18 protein-coding genes and 3 pseudogenes are annotated in these 18230 nt (G+C 39.3%); 11 read left to right on the top strand and 10 right to left on the bottom strand.

Features of this window, described 5'->3' with window-relative positions:
* Positions 1 to 9: 9 nt before the first annotated feature.
* Genes agaW through C6H66_RS15670 form a run of 5 tightly spaced genes read left to right on the top strand, consistent with a single transcriptional unit; the run spans position 10 to position 4960 of the window.
* Entirely contained in the window at positions 10 to 807 is a 798-nt protein-coding gene (gene agaW / locus C6H66_RS15690) for a PTS N-acetylgalactosamine transporter subunit IIC (protein WP_036808259.1), read from the top strand.
* The gene (locus tag C6H66_RS15685) at positions 797 to 1690 is read left to right on the top strand and encodes a PTS system mannose/fructose/sorbose family transporter subunit IID (protein ID WP_105396067.1); all 894 of its coding nucleotides are present in this window, start codon (positions 797 to 799) and stop codon (positions 1688 to 1690) included. Before agaW ends, C6H66_RS15685 begins: the two co-directional genes overlap by 11 nt.
* Before the next feature lie 22 nt (positions 1691 to 1712).
* Positions 1713 to 2147, top strand: coding sequence for a PTS galactosamine/N-acetylgalactosamine transporter subunit IIA (agaF, locus tag C6H66_RS15680; RefSeq protein WP_036808253.1), 435 nt, complete (start codon positions 1713 to 1715; stop codon positions 2145 to 2147).
* Positions 2148 to 2156: 9 nt separating this feature from the next.
* A complete protein-coding gene (locus tag C6H66_RS15675; protein WP_036808250.1) occupies positions 2157 to 3017 on the top strand; it encodes a tagatose bisphosphate family class II aldolase in 861 nt (286 codons plus the stop codon).
* A gap of 38 nt (positions 3018 to 3055) precedes the next feature.
* Entirely contained in the window at positions 3056 to 4960 is a 1905-nt protein-coding gene (locus tag C6H66_RS15670) for an alpha-galactosidase (RefSeq protein ID WP_046396218.1), read from the top strand.
* 130 nt (positions 4961 to 5090) lie between these two features.
* On the opposite strand, the gene C6H66_RS15665 is transcribed toward C6H66_RS15670, so the two are convergent.
* Together C6H66_RS15665 and C6H66_RS15660 are read right to left on the bottom strand one after the other, a co-directional pair.
* Complete coding sequence (locus C6H66_RS15665; RefSeq protein ID WP_036808247.1) at positions 5091 to 5501, bottom strand: type II toxin-antitoxin system HicB family antitoxin; 411 nt, start codon at positions 5499 to 5501, stop codon at positions 5091 to 5093.
* Between the two features lie 21 nt (positions 5502 to 5522).
* A complete protein-coding gene (locus tag C6H66_RS15660; protein ID WP_105396066.1) occupies positions 5523 to 5702 on the bottom strand; it encodes a type II toxin-antitoxin system HicA family toxin in 180 nt (59 codons plus the stop codon).
* Between the two features lie 239 nt (positions 5703 to 5941).
* Between C6H66_RS15660 and C6H66_RS15655 the strand changes: the two genes are divergently transcribed.
* Complete coding sequence (locus tag C6H66_RS15655) at positions 5942 to 6481, top strand: cysteine hydrolase family protein (RefSeq protein WP_105396065.1); 540 nt, start codon at positions 5942 to 5944, stop codon at positions 6479 to 6481.
* Between the two features lie 110 nt (positions 6482 to 6591).
* Here C6H66_RS15655 and speD read toward each other — a convergent pair whose 3' ends face one another.
* The 3 genes from speD to C6H66_RS15640 all read right to left on the bottom strand — a co-directional run bounded on the left by speD (position 6592) and on the right by C6H66_RS15640 (position 8739).
* Complete coding sequence (gene speD / locus C6H66_RS15650) at positions 6592 to 7386, bottom strand: adenosylmethionine decarboxylase (protein WP_040149584.1); 795 nt, start codon at positions 7384 to 7386, stop codon at positions 6592 to 6594.
* 28 nt (positions 7387 to 7414) lie between these two features.
* On the bottom strand, positions 7415 to 8278 hold the full coding sequence (gene speE, locus C6H66_RS15645) for a polyamine aminopropyltransferase (RefSeq protein WP_105396064.1): 864 nt from the start codon (positions 8276 to 8278) through the stop codon (positions 7415 to 7417).
* A 113-nt stretch (positions 8279 to 8391) separates the two neighbouring features.
* The gene (locus tag C6H66_RS15640) at positions 8392 to 8739 is read right to left on the bottom strand and encodes a YacC family pilotin-like protein (RefSeq protein WP_036782614.1); all 348 of its coding nucleotides are present in this window, start codon (positions 8737 to 8739) and stop codon (positions 8392 to 8394) included.
* 205 nt (positions 8740 to 8944) lie between these two features.
* On the opposite strand from C6H66_RS15640, the gene cueO reads away from it, so the two are divergent.
* The 5 genes and pseudogenes from cueO to C6H66_RS27705 form a co-directional block, all read left to right on the top strand.
* Positions 8945 to 10489: a multicopper oxidase CueO gene (gene cueO, locus C6H66_RS15635; RefSeq protein ID WP_105396063.1), complete on the top strand. Its 1545-nt coding sequence runs from the start codon at positions 8945 to 8947 to the stop codon at positions 10487 to 10489.
* A gap of 268 nt (positions 10490 to 10757) precedes the next feature.
* Positions 10758 to 10982: a hypothetical protein gene (locus tag C6H66_RS15630; protein ID WP_046396208.1), complete on the top strand. Its 225-nt coding sequence runs from the start codon at positions 10758 to 10760 to the stop codon at positions 10980 to 10982.
* 6 nt (positions 10983 to 10988) lie between these two features.
* Complete coding sequence (locus C6H66_RS15625; protein WP_046396207.1) at positions 10989 to 11762, top strand: hypothetical protein; 774 nt, start codon at positions 10989 to 10991, stop codon at positions 11760 to 11762.
* A gap of 207 nt (positions 11763 to 11969) precedes the next feature.
* Positions 11970 to 12146, top strand: a pseudogene (locus C6H66_RS26850) (ClpX C4-type zinc finger protein); the annotation flags it as partial.
* Positions 12147 to 12843: 697 nt separating this feature from the next.
* Positions 12844 to 13176 (top strand): annotated as a pseudogene (locus C6H66_RS27705) (transposase); the annotation flags it as partial.
* Positions 13177 to 13439: 263 nt separating this feature from the next.
* Here C6H66_RS27705 and C6H66_RS15605 read toward each other — a convergent pair.
* From C6H66_RS15605 to C6H66_RS15585, 5 genes and pseudogenes are all read right to left on the bottom strand, one after another.
* A pseudogene (locus C6H66_RS15605) lies at positions 13440 to 15535 on the bottom strand (peptidase domain-containing ABC transporter).
* A gap of 5 nt (positions 15536 to 15540) precedes the next feature.
* Positions 15541 to 16170: a beta-barrel domain-containing protein gene (locus tag C6H66_RS15600; RefSeq protein WP_181150219.1), complete on the bottom strand. Its 630-nt coding sequence runs from the start codon at positions 16168 to 16170 to the stop codon at positions 15541 to 15543.
* Positions 16171 to 16213: 43 nt separating this feature from the next.
* Positions 16214 to 16816: a hypothetical protein gene (locus tag C6H66_RS15595; protein WP_105396059.1), complete on the bottom strand. Its 603-nt coding sequence runs from the start codon at positions 16814 to 16816 to the stop codon at positions 16214 to 16216.
* Between the two features lie 32 nt (positions 16817 to 16848).
* The gene (locus C6H66_RS15590; protein WP_181150218.1) at positions 16849 to 17907 is read right to left on the bottom strand and encodes a cupin domain-containing protein; all 1059 of its coding nucleotides are present in this window, start codon (positions 17905 to 17907) and stop codon (positions 16849 to 16851) included.
* A gap of 93 nt (positions 17908 to 18000) precedes the next feature.
* Positions 18001 to 18230 (bottom strand): IS30 family transposase (locus C6H66_RS15585; RefSeq protein WP_146111058.1); only part of this gene is annotated, 230 nt, incomplete at its 5' end.

Raw genomic sequence — 18230 nt, 5'->3', positions numbered from 1 at the left:
GGGGGAGTTATGCTGATTGATGCGATATTGATTGGGTTGTTGGCTGGCTTGGCCGGGGTGGATCTATTCGATGGGTTGACTCATTTTCATCGTCCAGTGGTAATTGGGCCGTTGGTTGGGTTGATTTTAGGGGATGTACAGACGGGTTTGTTGGTGGGTGGTTCACTGGAATTAGTCTGGATGGGCATGGTGCCGCTGGCCGGTGCTCAACCGCCAAATGTGGTGATTGGCGGGGTGATTGGTACCGCATTTGCCATTTTGACGGGGGCTGATCCTAAAGTCGCGATTGGTATAGCGGTGCCGTTTTCCATTGCAGTACAAGGTTGTATCACTCTGCTGTTTACCGTCTTCTCACCCATGATGCATAAATGCGATCAGATGGTAAAAGCGTTGAACTGGCGTGGTGTGGAGCGTGTGAATTATCTGGGTATTGCCATTCTGTTTTGTTTCTACTTTATCGTGGCATTTCTGCCGGTCTATTTCGGTGCCGACGCCGCCAGCGTCATGGTACGGAAGGCGCCGCAATGGTTGTTGGATGGTTTGGCGGTTGCGGGTGGCATGATGCCTGCGATTGGTTTTTCTATGCTGATGAAGATCATGATGAAAAAGACCTATATCGCTTATTTCATTCTGGGTTTCGTTTCAGTCACCTTCCTTAATATGCCGATTATTGCTGTAGCACTTGGCGCTTTCGCGATTGCATTGATCGATTTCTTTAACCGTTCCCGTATGGAAGAGGCCGCTGAACGCAGCGTGTCTACCACTCAATCTCACACTCAATCTCAGGAGATGGAAGATGGCATTTAACGACACCGATGCGGCTATGGCCGCTAAAGCTGAGAACAGGATGGCGCAGGCGCTGGCAACCAGTCAGGTTGAGCAGGATGATTATCAGGACACGATACCGAGTGAGGATCTGACCAACGGCGATTTGAATCGTATGGCGTGGCGCTCTTTGTTGCTACAGGCATCATTTAACTATGAGCGTATGCAGGCGGGAGGCTGGTTGTACACCTTGATCCCTGGTCTGCGTAAGATCCACAAGAATCCGCAAGATCTCGCAAATTCTATGAAGATGCATATGGAGTTTATCAATGTGCATCCGTTTGATGCCACTTTCCTATCCGGGTTGGTGCTGGCAATGGAGCGGAATAAAGAGAAGATTTCCACCATTCGTGCCGTGAAAGTGGCGCTGATGGGGCCGCTAGGTGGGATTGGCGATGCATTGTTCTGGTTGACTCTGCTGCCTATCTGCGCGGGTATCGGGGCTTCTCTGGCGCTACAAGGCAGTCTATTCGGTCCCATTATATTCCTGCTGTTGTTCAATATCGTGCATTTCGGTTTGCGTTTTGGCCTGGCTCATTATGGCTATCGTGCAGGAACCAGCGCACTAACATTGTTGAAAAAGCATACCAAAAAGATCTCCCATGCCGCTTCGATAGTAGGAATGACGGTGATAGGGGCATTGGTGGCTTCCTATGTCCATCTCTCGACGCCGGTGGTGGTAAATGCCGGTAAGGCCAGTGTGGCGTTGCAGAAGGATGTGCTGGATAAACTGATGCCGAATTTATTGCCGTTGTGTTTCACTTTGCTGGTGTTTTGGTTGATGAAAAAGGGATTTTCCCCGATCAAATTAATTGGTTTGACCGTTGTGATCGGGATTGTAGGGAAGTTTGTTGGTTTTCTTTAATAAATGGCGCTGAGGAGAGGGAATGTTAGGTATTGTAATCACCGGTCATGGGCATTTCGCCAGTGGGTTGTTGCAGGCAGTGGAACAAGTCGTCGGACGACAACCTCAGTGCTGTGCTGTCGATTTTCCTGAGGGAATCAGTACGCAACAATTATTGCTGTTGTTACAGGCGGCTTGCACCGCCTGTGATAGTGGTGAAGGTGTCATTATTCTCAGTGACTTACTGGGTGGATCACCGTTCCGGCAGGCGGCGCAATTGGCAATAGCTAATCCATGTTATGAAGTTATCACCGGTACTAATATGCAATTGGCGGTAGAGATGATGCTGGATCGTGAAGATATAACTCTGGAAACATTTCGTGATATGGCGCTGGAATGTGGGCGGCGGGGATTAACCAGCCTGTGGCATGAACAACAGAAACGAAGGTATGACAGCCCGAATCTGGATGGCATTTAAGGAGCTTATATGTACCTGATTTCTAGTCGTCAAATGTTAAAAAAGGCCCTGCGTGAAGGCTATGCGGTTCCTGCTTTCAACGTCCATAATCTGGAAACTGTCCAGGTGGTAGCGGAAACCGCTGCACGTTTGGCATCACCGGTGATTTTGGCAGGTACGCCAAGTACTTTCAGTTATGCGGGGACTGACTACCTAGTGTCAATCTGTCAGGATGCCGCTCGCCGCCACAATTTGCCGCTGGCGTTGCATCTCGATCATCATGAGGAACTGGAGGATATCAGTCATAAAGTGACCGCGGGTGTGCGTTCGGTAATGATTGATGGCTCGCATTTACCCTTTGAAGAGAATATTCGTAAGGTAGCTGAGGTGGTACGATTTTGCCATCGTTACGATGTTAGCGTTGAGGCGGAATTGGGGCGGCTAGGCGGGCAGGAAGATGATTTGCAGGTTTCCAGCGCCGATAGTTTCTTTACCGATCCGCTGGCGGCGAAAGCCTTTGTTGCCCGTACCGGTATTGATTCTCTGGCGGTGGCGATCGGTTCTGCGCATGGTTTGTATCATGGTGAACCGCGTCTGGATTTTGATCGGTTAGCAGCAATTTGTGAACAGGTGGATATTCCGTTGGTGCTGCATGGCGCATCGGGTATTCCTGAAGTGATGATACAACAGGCGATTGGTCTTGGTGTATGTAAAGTCAATGTGGCGACCGATCTAAAAATTGCTTTTGCTGATGCGGTAAAGCGCTATTTCATCCAGCATCCAGATGCAAATGATCCACGTAAATATATCGCTCCGGGAAAACAGGCTATGCAGGCAGTAGTAGAAGAAAAGATTCGGATTTGTGGCAGTGCAGGCAAGCTGTATTCGTGACGGTTCTGTTTTTTTATTCTGACTATAAGGAAACTGCTGTGAAAATAAGAACGTTAAATAGAATTACGTTGAGTTTATTAGCGAGTTCCGTGTTGTATAACACGCCAGTCTGGGCAGATAGCTGGTTGTTGGACGGTAATAATTACCATGTAACTGTTAGCGACGAACACGGTAAAGTGACGCAATTAAAATTTGAAAATCCAAAAAACCACGATCACATCATCATTGATAATCTGTTTGAAATCACGTTGAAATCAGGAGAAAAACTCACTACTAAAGATTTTCAGATTACTGATATCAGCAAAAAGCGCAATCGTATTGTTGTCTCCCTGAAACATGGCGACATTCAGGTAAAAAATATCATTACTGTGGAGGATAAAGATAAGTACGGCTCGTTTGAAATCACTATTACACCGCAGGAAAACGCGTTGGAGCTCAGCTCTGTCTCGTTGATGCCATTTCGCACTAAAGTCCCTTTTGTTCACGGCTCTATCGCCAGTTCACCGATTGTCAGCGATAGCTTCTTTATTGTTCCCGGTAATCCATTGATTACCACTGAGGCTTATAAAGGGAGCGCTTCGCAAAAAATTGCGCTCTCTATCCCGCTAGAGCCGGGGAAAACGTTAAGTTATAAGACATATGTTGGTGTTTATCAGCAAGGGCAATTGCGGCGTAACGTCAATGAGTTTTTGAACAATGCTCGTCCGCGTCAATATAGTCCTTACCTACATTACAACTCTTGGTACGATATTGGTTTCTTCACTCCTTATACCGAACAAGAGTCGTTGACGCGTATCAAACAGTTTGGGCAGGAGTTGGTGACTAAGCGCGGTGTGAAGTTGGGTGGTTATCTGTTTGATGATGGTTGGGATAACCTTAAAGGAGATTGGGGTTTTAGTCAGGCATTTCCCCATGAGTTCAAAAATCTTAAGAAGGAAGCAGATCAATACCATGCTCGTTTAGGTATTTGGCTTTCTCCTTGGGGCGGTTATGGTAAACCGGGTGAGCAGCGTGTTTCTCATGCGGAGGAGTTTGGTTATGAAGTGATAGATGGCAGATTTGCGCTTTCAGGCCCTAATTACTACGCCAATTTCCATAACCGGGTACTCAACCTGATTCAACAACAAAATGTATCCATGTTTAAGCTGGACGGCACCGGCAATGCTGATCGTGTGATTAAAGGGAGTTCATTCACCAGTGATTTTGATGCCGCTATCCATCTTATTGAAGATATGCGTAATACAGGCAATGAACTGTTTATCAACTTGACCACAGGCACCAAGGCCACGCCTTCCTGGCTATTTTTCGCCGATTCTATTTGGCGTGGCGGCTATGATGTGGAGTTTCTCGGTACAGGTTCCAAAGTGCAGCAGTGGCTTACCTATCGTGATGCGGAAACTTATCGTAATGTCGTAACAAAGGGACCGCTGTTCCCACTGAATTCATTGATGCTGCATGGCATTGTTTATGCTAAACAGGCTAAGCATCTGGATAAACAGTCACCTAAAGATTTTGCCGATCAGGTTTGGAGCTATTTTGGCAGCGGCACTCAGTTACAGGAGATGTATGTTACGCCTGAACTGTTGACCACCGAGGATTGGGATACGCTGGCAAATGCGGCGAAATGGTCAGAGAAGAATAAAGATGTGCTGTTTGATACCCATTGGATTGGTAAAGATCCCACCGACCTAGCGGTGTACGGTTGGGGAGCCTGGAGTCCGAAAAAGTCGATTATCACTTTGCGCAATCCTGCTGATGAAGTGAAACAATATTATCTGGATTTGCAAAGCGATCTCGAATTGCCTGATGATCAACCTTCGGTATATGACGTTAATATCGATTATGGCGAGAACAACTCGTTGCCGAAGTTTATCAATAAAACAGCGCTGATTACCCTTCAACCGTTAGAGACACTGACCTTTTCTTTGACCCCATCGAAATAATCACAGTGTTATTAAATTGTCCCGAATAAACGACTTTATTCGGGGCAGTGATTGTTTTGGGAAATTATTGTGATGGTGTCTTATTAGGAAAAAATCAGCGTATTGTCAATAAATTAACATTTCAGACATATTAGATTTTGGTTCTGCTAATAACTTTTTCTGCCGCTATGTGTGATAGAAAACCTGAACGACTCCCGTATTCTGGATGATTTGCGACGAATTGATCGATTCGGCGGATTAGCAATGATGGAAGAGTTACGTTGATTTTCTCTGACTTTCCCATTAATCGTGTAATATCCACATCAATTAATGCCCATATTGCTCCTATATATTCAGGGTCGGCAAGGTAGTTTTCTACGCTTGTCGCTTCTGGTACTGATTCATTATCATCAATCAGCAATTCGATATGCGCTTCAATTGCTTCGCGGACGCTTTCTACTGCGTCTGTAAAATTATCCCCTCCAGAAAAGCAACCCGGGATATCAGGGACACGGACGCCGAAGGATGAGTGGCCTTTATCAATCGCAACTGGATATAACATTTACACCTCCGAGAAGTGGACTCAAAGTCCCGCCTGTTTCTTGATACTTTTCAATGTTGGTAAAGGTATATCCTTTTGTGGGTGTTTTACCGTTACCAATCCTTGCTTGGTTGGATGTTTGAATTGATGGTGACTACCTTTAACTCTCACGAGATACCATCCTTCAGCTTCGATAATTGCTATCGCGTTTCTGCTATCCATCCTCCGGTTCTCTTGTTTTGTCTTAATGGGGTTATCATAACTCTACAATGTTATGTGTCAAGATAATAGAGGGTTACTGACGTTGTTATTAGCTCATGGAATAGTTAAAAAGCCAACCAGCTCGGTTTCATGAGCTAGTATGAATCATAAGAAGATCTTGTCAGAATTGCCTGTAACTGAGTGGTGGAAGCAAGTCACAGCAATTGTTTTTTTTTAAATCTATTTAAAGGACAAAACTAATGAAAGCGTTGATTGTAATTGACATGCTGAACGATTTTGTCACAGGAGCACTCGCCAATGAGGCGGATGCGATGAAGATCGTACCGGTAATCAAGCGGCTGATTGATCATGCTCGGAACCATCGTGATTGGCTGGTGGTTTATGCTAATGACGCTCATCGAGCTGATGATCGGGAAATGAGTATTTGGGGCAGACATGCAATGGCTGGAACGCCAGGTGCTAATGTCATTGAAACATTGGCTCCTATTGGGACGGAGCGTGAAATTGTTTTGCCCAAGCGATTTTATGGGGCTTTCGATGGAACCGAACTGGAAGAGGTTTTGGAAGTATATGGTGTGACGGAAGTTGTGTTAACCGGCCAGCATACCCATTGTTGCGTCAGACATACGGCCTATGGCGCGTTTATACGCGGTTATCGAATCAAAATTTTGTCAGATGCTGTGTGTGTTTTTCCCGGTGTTGATCAAGAGGATGCTCTTAATTATCTTAAAACCATTTATGGCGCTGAGATTACAACGAGTAATGTTTTAACCGGGTAATATGGAATAGCCTATTAATATAGTTAATGGATCAAATTGCTGAGAATATATCAGCTAAAACTGATCTGGCAGATGCCAGTGAATATTGGCGCCTGCCAGCTAAATATTAACTAAACAGCGGGTAAATTACGTCCATAATAGATTTCTTGTATCTCTTTTTTCAAGAGATGGGTAATTTCCTGCTTTTCCGTTTCACTCAGTTGCTCTGGTGTGGCATTAAATAGGTAATCATTCAGGTCAAATCTTTTTAGCATCATTTTTGTATGAAATAGATTTTCCTGATAAATATTAACATCCATCATGTAATACTGCGATTGCACTTCCTCGGTCATATAATTCTGAATCGAGCTGATTTCGTGATCGATATAGTGTTTCATGCCATTTACATCTCTGGTGAAACCACGGACGCGGTAATCCATCGTGACAATATCTGATTCTAATTTGTGGATCAGATAGTTCAGCGCTTTGAGAGGTGAAATAACACCGCAGGTTGATACTTCAATATCAGCTCTGAAAGTGCATATGCCGCCGCCCGGATGGCTCTCTGGATAAGTGTGAACGCAGATATGGCTCTTATCCAAATGAGCAACGACGGAATCGGGTAACGGACCGGGATTTTCAGTATTGTCGACATCTTTTGGGTCCATCGGCTCTTCGCTGACGAGAATGGTGACGCTTGCCCCTTGCGGCTCATAGTCCTGGCGGGCGATATTCAAAATATTTGCACCAATGATCGAACAGGTTTCGCTAAGAATTTCCGTTAAACGGTTAGCGTTATATTGTTCGTCAATATAAGCGATATAACTATCCCGATCAGCTTGGCTTTTTGCATAACAGATATCGTAAATACAAAAACTCAGGCTTTTTGTCAGGTTATTAAAGCCGTGCAATTTCAGCTTGTGCAATTTATTTCACCTCCTGGCTAATGGGTGATTATGGGTTCTCGGATAGTGCATCCAGCAGATATTGTGGTAGAGCAAAGCTACCGGTATGAACGGCTGGATTGTAGTAACGGCAGGTAAAACCCGCGTTGTTAAAGCGCTGTTGCAATGTCGCCAGATCCACATGGCGTAGTGCCGGGTTCTGGCTCGCCCAGGCAAAGGTCATAATTCCACCATAATAGGTTGGAATCGCAGCCTGATAGAAACCGCTGTCAGCAAAATAGTTGCTCAATTTTTTATGGCTGGTTACTGCTTCGTCCTGTTGCAGGAAACAAACACCATTTTGGGCAACAAAGATGCCGCCTTCATTCAGGCAGCGTTGGCAACCTTGATAGAATTCGGAGGTAAATAATCCTTCACCAGGCCCAATCGGGTCCGTGCAGTCAGAGATAATGACATCGAATTTCTGATCAGTGGTATTAACGAAATTAACGCCATCGTCAATGATCAAATTGAAACGTGGATCATCATAAGCACCGGCATTATGGTTAGGCAGATACTGATGGCAAAATTCAACGACACCAGCATCGATTTCAACCATCGTGATGCTTTCAAGATATTGATGACGGCAGACTTCACGTAACATACCGCCATCACCACCGCCGAGAATCAGTACTCGTTTGGCGTTTCCGTGGGCAAACAAAGGAACATGAGCCATCATTTCGTGGTAGATAAATTCATCACGTTCAGTGGTTTGTACTGTGCCGTCCAGCGCCATAATGCGGCCTAATGCCGCGTTTTCGAAGATAATCAAATCCTGATGCTCAGTTTTATCGCGATAAAGCACTTTATCGACGGAAAAATACTGACCAAAGTTGGCGTGCAGGGTTTCGTACCAAATTTCTTTTTGCGACATATTCCCGGCTTTTCCTCCACTGTGACAGTCATGAAAATTGGGTGCACATAATAGCCAACAATTCTCATAGTTGCACGGTGAAATTTACCCCTTTCGGGGGATGAGGAAAAGCACTATTTAACGTAGGCGAATAAACTCAGCGAATCTCTGGCGAGAGCATGGCACTTTATCGCATTGGACAGGTAAATTCCTTTTAAATCCTGGTAGCTTTCTTCATTGAGTTTGTCCATCAATTGGCTGTTGTAATTCGTTAAATCCCACTTATTACGCTGAGCAAAATAAATAATGGCTCGTTTAATTTCCCGGTCAGGAATTTGGCTGTAACCACAGTCATATTTCAGGTAGATAAACACCGCCGTCAGATCCGCCAGATCTTCAGCTTCATTTTCTGTCAGCGCTTTTGCGGGGTGGGAAAAACCGAACAGAACGAGTATGTAAGTCAAGAGAGCTAATTTTCGCATTTGTATTATTATAATCAATCCATGTCATATTACGTTAACATATTAATATCTTTGTTAGGTAAAATTTATTTTTTTAAATTATTGTAAAGATCGACCTAAATCACATTCCCTCTGCTTGACCTTCCTGTAAGGGTAACCTTTACGTTTCCTTTTATGAAATGTTTTTTTATTGTTTATTTTTTGCCGATTTAATCAGGAAATTGATATGCAACGACGTGATTTTATCAGATTAAGCGCGGTTATTGGTGCATCCAGTATATTGCCTGTCTGGAGCCGTTTCTCCTTTGCTGAGTCTTATCCAGTACTGCCCATTCCTCCACAATTAGAGCCAGATGCGGCAGGTAAAATTGCTATTGAAATCAAAGCGGGAAAATCCAGTTTTAAAGCAGGAAAGGTGACTAAAACTTGGGGTTACAACGGTGATTTACTGGGGCCGACATTGAAATTGATGTCAGGTAAACCTGTCACTATTGATATTCTTAATCATCTACCAGAAGAGACCACAGTTCATTGGCATGGTCTGGAGATTACTGGGGAAGCCGATGGTGGCCCACATGCGATGATTGCGCCAGGAGGGAGTCGGACGGTCAATTTTACGCCTGAACAACCGGAAGCAACTTGTTGGTTCCATCCACATACGCATGGCAAGACGGGTTATCAGGTTGCAATGGGGCTTGGTGGATTAGTACTGATTGAAGATGAGAACAGTATTAATACGGGTTTGCCAAATCAGTGGGGCGTGGATGATATTCCGGTGGTTTTGCAAGATAAGCGCCTGAATAACGAGGGGCAGATTGATTATCAACTGGATGTGATGAGCGCTGCTGTCGGTTGGTTTGGCGATATAATGCTGACCAATGGCGTTGTTTTACCTCAGCATATTGCGCCACGTGGTTGGTTACGTTTGCGTTTGCTGAATGGTTGTAATGCTCGCAGTCTGAATATCGCGGTCAGTGATGGTCGTGAATTGTATGTTGTTGCCAGTGATGGAGGCTTGTTAGCGGAGCCGGTTGCGGTTAATGAATTATCGATTCTGCCGGGAGAGCGTTTTGAGGTATTGGTGAATACGTTTGATGGAAAAACTTTCGATCTGGTGACTTTACCTGTGGTTCAGATAGGAATGACATTACCGCCATTTGATCAGCCACTGCCGGTTTTGCGTATTCAACCTCAGCTTTTTTCTAGCCGTACAATACTGTCGGAGCGGCTTACCACGCTTCCTGCATTGCCCTCTTTTAACGGTTTGAATCGGCGTCGTTTACATCTGGCGATGGACAGTCGTCTGGATATGCAAGGGATGATGATGTTATCTCAGCGCTACGGTGAGCGAGCTATGGCGGGTATGGGGATGGATCATGGGAATATGAACCACGGAGATATGCATCATGGTGGTGAATTAAATTTCTATCGCGCGAACACCATTAATGGACAAGCTTTCTCCATAACAAAACCCGCTTTTGATGTGAAGCAGGGGCAGTATGAGCGTTGGGTAATTTCGGGAGTTGGCGATATGATGTTGCATCCGTTTCATATTCACGGCACCCGTTTTCGTATTTTGAGTGAAAATGGCCGCAAACCTGCCGCTCACCGCAGTGGTTGGAAAGACATTGTTCATGTGGAGGGTAAGGAGAGCGAAGTGCTGGTTCAGTTCAAGCATACTGCGGGAGTGAAACATCCATTTATGGCGCACTGTCATCTACTGGAACATGAAGATACCGGTATGATGCTAGGTTTTACTGTTAGTAAATAATTTTGTTAACAGGTTGACTCTAGCTTGGCTTATCAGAGTCGGCCTCACTGTGCCTTATAGTCCATAGTTATGTAGTCTTTTCAATGAATTATTGTTATAGGATGTACATGATAGAACAAAGGTTATACGCAATTGTTTCTACTATGAACTGGTGTTGATAGATGCTTAATCAGCAGTAAATGGACACAACAAAGTATTGTCAGTGGTTACCGCAGGTATTAGACTATGATATAGTTGGTTGTTTGTTACTCAGAGAAGGAGAGGTGAAATGTCTAGTTTTTTCAAGAATATGGGATATGCTCTTGTTTCTCCGGAAAGGGTGATGGCACGTCTCGTTGGCGCACATAAAGAAACCTGTTCTGATGTTGATCAGAAAGATGAAAAATTCATCATTAATCGTTCTGGAACGGTTACTCTGAATCGTTGTAACCCTGATGTTCAACGGGCTTTCGCTTTAAACGTTGAGTGGTTGAGTACTAAAAAAGAGGGATAACTATCAATGTGGGCAGCTGTGGTTATTGTTGTTTTAGTATGTGGTTATGTTTATACAAATAGTCATCTACCCTCTAGATTTAAGCAAAATAAAGCCATTGGTTGGAACGCTTACTTTGAAGTAGCACGACAAGGTGGCTTTTTTCTTATCGCAGGTTTTTGTCTGGCTTTAACACTGAGTTGTTTAATCTTTGCTGTTATGATGCTATTGAACATCCCTGTGTATTTTAGTGCAAAATATATCCCTTTTACTTTTGCTCATGATTTGTTCAACTCTCGGTTAGTGGGGATGAGTATTTTTTCTTTTCTCATCTTAAGTTTTACCGTATTGATAAGTATCAGTGCATCCTATAACGCAGAGAAAGATTTTAGAAATCCTGAAAAGCGCAATGGTATTTTTAAAGAAATTGCATCTAATAGTGCTATTGAAAGCCTTCTTTTGGAATCAATTGAAAGTGGTCTGTTGCTGTTAATTACTTTAAAGTCGAGAAAAGTTTATGTTGGAATGGTTGATGAAGCGAGATTTCATCATTTGGATACCGATACTATCGTTATCATTCCTTTTATGAGTGGTTACAGAGATAAAGATACGCTGACATTTTGTGCTGAGCATAATTACGCTGATCATTACAGGAATGAAGGTATTACACTAACTTCAAAGCCTTTGAGTGTGTATCAGTTTCGTCATGTTCTTCCGCTTGAGCAGATAGAGTCTCTATCGCTTTTTAATCCTGAAACCTATGATAAGTTCCAGGAAGTTATTAAAGATAAATCTAATTGAGGTAGAACGTCTCAAATAGGTTTTGTAGTTCATCAGTCCGAAGAAATTTAACAAGATAGACTTGGTAGTCTCTTTTTTTAATGTTGTTCAATACATGGCAGATAGAATATAGAAACTTTGCGTTTTCTATGAGTAAAGAATAGCAGTAACAACTGGCGATACCTGGAGTATTTCAGTTTGTCATGAGTTATTGAATGGTGAGGCATCATGACTGAAAAATGTTTGTACTGCTCCTTTTGTGGGAAAAAGCAAGATGAAGTAGCTAAATTAATTGCTGGTCCAAGCGTTTACATCTGCAATGAATGTGTTGCTTTGAGTCAGGGAATCATTGATGAAGAAAAAAAGCTTAAAGTTTTAGCAGTAAGTCATCCTCACTCAGCCTTACTGTATACGTTTTTGGCATATAATTCTGGCTGTTTTATTGAAAGTGCGGTTATTTGTTCCGATGAAATCCTTGCAGAAACATTGGAAATAAGCATTGACGATTTACATAAGGCTCTTAGAACTCTTAAAAGGAAAAAATTAATAGAAATTCTACCTTGTGCTGATGGGATGACGTTATATTTTGTGAGTGGGAAGAGGATAAGTAAAACTTATGATGAAGAAACTAAGCTTTACAGAGTTGTTGCTAATGTTTTGTTACAACCTAATCCCAAATTAAAGATGTTGCCATAGACATAGTGATCATCAGAAACCATCTTTAATCTTTTTTTGAGATACCCCATATTTTCGAAGAACTTTTGATAATCACCATTCGATTGTAGTTGTTCGGAATTTATGCATTACTGAAAGGGGGCGTAAAGTTTCCTGTTTCAATTTTATTTGTAATGATGCTTCTAAGTGTTATTTTATCCGTTCAAAAGAACGATGTATCACTCGGCATATCACTCAGACAGAGACACTATGTTGAGGTAACGAATGGCAGGGACAAACAAACTCAGTGACAAAAAACTAAAAGCATTGCTATGCGTTAAAAGGGATTCTCTGGCTATGATTGCTGATTGCTGATTGCTGATTGCTGATTGCTGATGGTGAAGGAGATTGAGCATTAAGGCTTTCAAAAGTGTAGTGGTCAACTAATTCCGGCCATATCTATGGCGATAAAGGGTCTATCTCACAGCCTCTGAATGATGAACTGGCCCTGGCAGGGATCTCGCTGGTGACAAACACGTGTAATAATATGAAACCCAAAGATATTTCTCTATGGGACCGAGTTATGTTAAGAAAACGGTATTTAATAGAAACGATCTTTGGTTAGTTAAAAAACATCTCACACATAGAGCATACACGGTATCTCAATCCATTAAGCCTACTTCTTGAGGTCACCGCAGGGTTGCTCGCCTATACTTTCCAACCCAAAAAACCGAGTCTTAATCTAACACCCACTGAGATGAATTGTCTTATACAAATCTGAGGTTTGTTAAGTTCTTCAGCCAGGTTCAACAAACTGGCTTTATGTTTAATGATAGGGTTGTTAGTATGAAGCATGAGAGTTACCTTTTGTATTTTGTATAAGGGTTCGGCACCCCTATCAAAACCGGTAACTCTCAACTTTTCAAGTTCTATGTCATATCTAGTCGCGACTAATACGATTAATAACAATTTAATATTAATAATGCCTTTTTCACTTGTATTAATTGATAAATTATACGTACAAAAATAGACAATTACACAAGGTTATGCACATTTTTTTGTTAAATCAATTAGTTTATTCGCTGATTCTATTGTTTCTTTCCTATGGGCAACCATTACTTTTGTAATGCTTAACATTTTAAGGTTAGATGAAATTATTTTTTCGTTTTCAGTATCGAGATGACTCGTGGCTTCATCTAAAAATAAGATCTTAGGGTCTTTATATAATGCTCTTGCTAAGCATAACCTCTGTTTTTGTCCACCAGATAAGATAGTTCCCATATCTCCAATCAATGTTTCATATTCCATTGGCATTTTTTTTATATCATGGTGTATAGCTGCTATTTTTGCACAATTAATAGCTTTATCTGTGTCTGGATGTTCATCAAAAAAAGTTATATTCTCCATAATAGAACCCGAAAATAGTGAATCATCTTGCGCTACATACCCGATATTATCTCTGATGATTTTTGGATGTGTTTTATTAACTATAACTCCTCCAATCCTAACTTCTCCTCCTGTAGGTAAAATGTTTCCTATCATTAAATTTAATAGTGTGGATTTTCCACAACCTGATGGACCTATTATTGCCACTGAATCTCCAGGCTGAATGTCAAAATATAAATTCTCTATTAAATAATTATTATTTCCCTCATATTTAAAGGAAAGATTTTTAATTTCAATTTTATTTGATTTTATTGTTTCTGTTTTTAGTAGTATATTGGATTTTAATTCTGTTTCAGATAGTACAATATCTGATAATCTTTCAATATGGATCCCAAGCATTTTAAAAGAAATAAATAGATCAATGAGAGATATAGTTCTAGACTCAAATTGAGTTTTGTAAGCAAGAAATGATATTAATATGCCTATTGTAAATGTATTATCAAAGATAAAAGATGTACCTATATAAACTATTAGGATGTTTTGAATTCCAAATATAATTCTATTGGAAAAAGAAAATCCTAGCGATAGTCTTTGAGATTTAAGAGCGGAGTTTACAGTATTTATAGATAAAGTTAGCCAAGAATTATATCGGTGATTCTCTTTGCAGAAAATCTTTATTGTTCTTATTCCTCTCATTGTTTCCATAAAATTGGAATTCAGCTTAGCTGATTGTACGATATTTTCTTTAGTGGCTTCTTTTAAAGGGTAATACCATATTATCCTAATTATTATATATATGAAAATAGTGACAATTGATATTAATGTTAACTGAAAATTATACATTGCCATGATAATAATAGTTGTTGCAGAAACAAGACTATTACATATGGAAATAAAGAAAGAAGAAGTTAACGTATTTTGTATGTTATCAATAGAAGAGAATTTTGAAATTATATCACCTAAATGTCTTTTTTCAAAAAAAGAAACTGGCAAACTCATTAAATGAGTAAATACATTTGCCTTCCATTGTATATTCAAGTTTGTACTAATATATGTAGTCAATAGGCTTTGAATAATGTTTATTACTTGCTCGAAAACAAGTAATACTCCAAAACCTATTGATAGCAACAATATTAAATTCTTATCTTCAGAAACTATCCCATGATCAATTATTAATTGCATGTAAAATGGCCCGATTAGTGCAAAGAACTCTAATACAAAAGCTAGCAATAATATTTTTACTAGTGATCTTTTTATTCCTGATATGTTTTTAAAAAAACTTAAAATGTCAACTTTTTCTTTATCAATTTTTTTTTTTTGAAATCGTTATTTGGCCAGAATTCAACAGCAATTCCAGTAAAACAATTAGAGAATTCATTATAACTCAAACGTCTAAATCCAATACTGGGATCCATTATTGTTATTTTATTTTTTGATATTTTTTTTAAAACTACAAAATGATTAAGCTCCCAATGTAAAATACATGGCAGTTTTAATTGATTTATTTCATTGATGTCTAGTTTAACAGCTCTATAAGATAGTTTTAACTCTTTAGCGTAGTAAGCAATATCATTAAGATTTGTACCTGTAAGAGGAATACGGAATTTTTTTCTAAGCGAAGATAAATCAACTTGGTATCCATGGTAAGAAGAAATAGATGCTAAACAAGCTAGGCCACATTCAGCTATTTCTGTTTGTAAAATAGATGGCAAATTATGAGAATGCCAAAATATGATTTTTTCTAATTTCATCATCTTATTCAAATGCTATTTTTATTAATAGTAATAAGTGGCTCGAATATCCACTCGTATAATTTTCTTTTTTCGTGTAAAATATCAGCATCTAGAGTCATTCCTATCTCTAATGCCTTTTTTATTTTATTTACTTCAATGTATTGTTTTTCAAGTTCTGCCTTTACTAAATAAATAGGTTCATTTGCTATGTCTAATGTATGGAATACGGTTCCTATGCTTTTAACCTCTTGAGCTGGTATTGCGGTTCTACTTATGGAAATAACTTTAGCCTTAAATATTCCGAATTTTTGATATGGATATGCTGAATATCTTATATTAACTATATCACCATTTTTAACAAACCCTATAGATTGGCTAGGAATATATAAATTAATAGAGAATTTTTTGGTATTGGGGACTATATTCAACAATAAAGTAGATTGTTCTACATGAGAACCTAAATCGAAATTATTAATATTTATAAATCCTGATGAACTAGCCACGATAACAGATTCCGTTTGGCTTTCAATATTTATAATTTCTTGATTAACTGACGCTAAAATTCTATCTATCTCTTGTTTTTCTATAAATTGTTTTAATGGAAGTTCTTCTAACTCGAATTTCTTTTCACTAATTGTTCTTTCTATGTCAATCAATTCTTTTTTTGTTAAACTTAAGTTTATTAATTGGTCTGATTCACTATTTTCTGCAATGGTTATGTGCTCTTTTGATATAAACCCTTTTCTTTCTAATATTTTGTATCTGTTGGTATTTTTTTTTTAGTCTATCTAATTTATTCTGTTGTGATGTTAATTTATCCTTAATATTTTCTTTTTGTTTCATTAAGCTTTCAACATGCTCATGTAGTGAATCTAGTTTACTTTTATGTATTTTATCTATTTTATCAATGGCTTGATCTAACGTTTTCTTCTTTAAGATGGCTTGCTCTTTTAATTTATCTTGCAGTATTCCTGTGTTTAAGTTTTGAGCTTTGTATATAACACCCAGAACCTCGCCTTTTTTTACAAATTGACCATCTTTAATCATAACTTTGTTAATGATCCCTGTCTCTCTTGAATAGACTTTTGTGATCCCATCTTCAGGGTAAACTTGTCCTTTTATGGTTGTTTTCCTAGAGTAATCAGTAAACATAATAAATATTATTATAAACAATACAAGAAGGCATGAAATATATGTTAAAACGGTAAAAATAAAGGGGCTGGTCAAAATTATTCGACCAGCCAAAGGTACCGATTTATGCTTTAAAGCCTCCTTGCGAAAAAATTCACTTTTATAAATCATCTATAATTTCTAGTATATCTTGGTAACCTAGTTTATAAATTAAATCTTCTATGTTTTTTTTGTTTACTATGATCAAAAAAAGAAAGTAGATTCTCAAATGATATATATGGTATCTCACTAATTTTACTAAGAAGATGGGTAGAGAATTGATCTAAATTTAATTTTGCTCCGTTGCAAATAATATATCCTGAATCTATGGATAGATTATTATTTGAATTTATTCTTAAGCGTGATGTTTTGGATATGGAATGATGTTTTTTTCCACAAAACAGTTTCAGATTTAATTTTGATGGAACCCTTTTTTCATCGCTGAAAGATTTCAAAAATTCATTATATGAATCTTCTGAAGTAATATTATCAATAACATATTTTGTTAAGATATCAATTTCATCTTTAGCCTGTTTCCATGATCTCGGAAGTGATTTCCTTCCAATGTCAAGGTCGGTTATTTTATATGATAACCAGTTTATGTACTCATGGGCATAAGGTGGAAAAATGCCAACAGATAAATGTATAGTCTCTTCACCAAGAGGTAATGGATTATGCCACCATCCTCTTGGTAGATAAAGAACATCTCCAGCTTCCAGTACAAAATCATCATATGGTTCAGAAGGGCATGGATACGTATTTTCCATATCTTTTGATTGATGTAAATATACAGGGTCAGGAAAGCTTGGTTTGTAAATTATCCATCTTTTCTTTCCTGATAACTGAATTGCAAATATATCTCTGCTATCCCAATGAGGTTTAAAAGAACTTTTCTCTCCGTATGATAAATATAGACTTGAAAACGGATGACTATCTGTAAATGAAGAGCAAGCCTTAGCCAGTTGATCTATTTTTGTTTCATTAATTATACCATTTGCAACTAGTGTTGCACCTGAGTTTAGATAGTCATATAACTTAGAGTATATATACCTATACCGTATAGTGCCTAAATCATTATAGGATTCAATATATTCTGTTTTATCAATAATGCCATTGTACATTAATTTAACACCTTCAAATGAAGGCAGGTTGGAACGATTAAATATATTTTCTATTTCACTATGTTTTATAAATTCATCATCATATATTTTTTTTAAAAACACACGGTTTCTTTTCGAAGAAATTTTCTAGGAAGTCTTTTTTATCAATGGGAAAATTAATTGGGTTCTTGGATTCACATAATAAGTGCAACATCGTTAATCCGGAAGTAAACATGTTCGTATTCCTTTAAATAATTCATTCGGTGTTTTCCCTCCCCGTGTTTTTCGGGGGCGATTATTTAATCGGTTTACCACAAAATTTATTTCCTGATCAGAGACTTCATTAAAATCAGTTCCCTTTGGAAAGTATTGTCTGATTAGTCCATTGATATTCTCATTTATCCCTCTTTCCCAAGGCGAGTAAGGGTGAGCAAAATAAATTTGGG

Source organism: Photorhabdus hindustanensis, assembly GCF_002968995.1.
In the GTDB taxonomy this organism is placed as follows: Bacteria; Pseudomonadota; Gammaproteobacteria; order Enterobacterales; family Enterobacteriaceae; genus Photorhabdus; species Photorhabdus akhurstii.
Note: the sequence above shows the minus strand (reverse complement) of the source record. Positions and strands in the feature narration are given on the sequence as shown.

Coding starts and splice junctions, on each gene's coding strand:
- agaW (WP_036808259.1), top strand. CDS start 10: ATGCTGATTGATGCGATATTGATTGGGTTGTTGGCTGGCTTGGCCGGG.
- C6H66_RS15685 (WP_105396067.1), top strand. CDS start 797: ATGGCATTTAACGACACCGATGCGGCTATGGCCGCTAAAGCTGAGAAC.
- agaF (WP_036808253.1), top strand. CDS start 1,713: ATGTTAGGTATTGTAATCACCGGTCATGGGCATTTCGCCAGTGGGTTG.
- C6H66_RS15675 (WP_036808250.1), top strand. CDS start 2,157: ATGTACCTGATTTCTAGTCGTCAAATGTTAAAAAAGGCCCTGCGTGAA.
- C6H66_RS15665 (WP_036808247.1), bottom strand. CDS start 5,501: ATGTTATATCCAGTTGCGATTGATAAAGGCCACTCATCCTTCGGCGTC.
- C6H66_RS15660 (WP_105396066.1), bottom strand. CDS start 5,702: ATGGATAGCAGAAACGCGATAGCAATTATCGAAGCTGAAGGATGGTAT.
- C6H66_RS15655 (WP_105396065.1), top strand. CDS start 5,942: ATGAAAGCGTTGATTGTAATTGACATGCTGAACGATTTTGTCACAGGA.
- speE (WP_105396064.1), bottom strand. CDS start 8,278: ATGTCGCAAAAAGAAATTTGGTACGAAACCCTGCACGCCAACTTTGGT.
- C6H66_RS15640 (WP_036782614.1), bottom strand. CDS start 8,739: ATGCGAAAATTAGCTCTCTTGACTTACATACTCGTTCTGTTCGGTTTT.
- cueO (WP_105396063.1), top strand. CDS start 8,945: ATGCAACGACGTGATTTTATCAGATTAAGCGCGGTTATTGGTGCATCC.
- C6H66_RS15630 (WP_046396208.1), top strand. CDS start 10,758: ATGTCTAGTTTTTTCAAGAATATGGGATATGCTCTTGTTTCTCCGGAA.
- C6H66_RS15625 (WP_046396207.1), top strand. CDS start 10,989: ATGTGGGCAGCTGTGGTTATTGTTGTTTTAGTATGTGGTTATGTTTAT.
- C6H66_RS15595 (WP_105396059.1), bottom strand. CDS start 16,816: ATGATTTATAAAAGTGAATTTTTTCGCAAGGAGGCTTTAAAGCATAAA.